Source organism: Phycicoccus jejuensis (assembly GCF_000720925.1).
Lineage (GTDB): Bacteria > Actinomycetota > Actinomycetes > Actinomycetales > Dermatophilaceae > Phycicoccus > Phycicoccus jejuensis.
Genome location: NZ_JOEE01000033.1, coordinates 1 through 992, shown reverse-complemented (window position 1 = coordinate 992; position 992 = coordinate 1). Strand labels below are relative to the sequence as shown.

Below are 992 nucleotides of genomic sequence, written 5' to 3'. Positions count from 1 at the left end.
TCTGCCCGCCCTTCCACGCCATCCGCAGTCAGGGCAGATGGGTGGCCGCCAGGTCTCCGCTGACGACATCCCCATCCTGACCGGCGCCGAGATCCGCCAGATGAAGGAACGGCACGCCCTCGTACTCTCCGAGAACGGCGCCCCGATCGTCGCTCGCCTCAACCTTTGCATCGACGGCAAGCCTGGTCAGCAGCTCCTCGAGAACCAGAAGCGGCTACGGGACACCATCGCGACCGGCCGCTCTCACGACGTCGACCCGGAAGCCCGAGCCATCGCCGCCCTCGTCGAGGCGCGCCGCCGGGGGCTCGTCGACAACCACGACGGTGGGTCACTGTGACCGAGCGCCCAGACCACGGCCGTCAAGTTCAGCCCCGACCCGTCATCGAAGAATTTCCTCGCCCCGGGCGCGGCATCGAGCACGCCTATCGAGAGTTGCATGTCGCCCTCCACGGCGAGGACGAGCAAAAGGCCGCACTCGGCGACCCGGCCCAGCTTGCGCGCCCCTGGGACCCGCCCAGCTGCATCGATCCGGAGCTGCGCGCGGAGATCTGGGACTGGCTCGAGCGGGTCGTCGCCTGGATGAACCGCGAGTACACGTGGGACACCGCGGCGATGGTGCCACCCTGCTGGCCCAGGCACCCCCACCTCGTCCACGAGGTCGCCGTCATCGCAGACCTCCGCTGGCGTGCTGGCCGCGCCCTCACCGGGGAACCGCTGGAAGAGTGGCACCGCTACGCCCTCCCTGCGTTCGTCGACAGGATGCGCCAACGTCTCAAAAGTCACTGCGAGGACAACGAGCACCAGCCCTGGCCTGCCCAAGGACGCCACGCTCGCCACATCGCACAGCCGGCGGCCGACGAGCGTTCCCGGATCTTCGAACTGGATCTCCACACACTCGACCGCGACCCGCCCGCCGGCGCACCATTAGGCGCTCGGCTACAGCTGGTTGACGGTTACCGCATCGATGTCGACACCGGCGAGGTTCTGGACTG

The 992-nt window shown here is 68.5% G+C and carries 1 protein-coding gene and 1 pseudogene; both read left to right on the top strand.

The genetic code is table 11. The features are described 5' to 3' along the window. A pseudogene (locus IG69_RS0119460) lies at positions 1-337 on the top strand (hypothetical protein); the annotation flags it as partial. Next, positions 334-992 (top strand): hypothetical protein (locus IG69_RS0119455; RefSeq protein WP_030529819.1); only part of this gene is annotated, 659 nt, incomplete at its 3' end. The pseudogene IG69_RS0119460 and the gene IG69_RS0119455, both read left to right, overlap by 4 nt.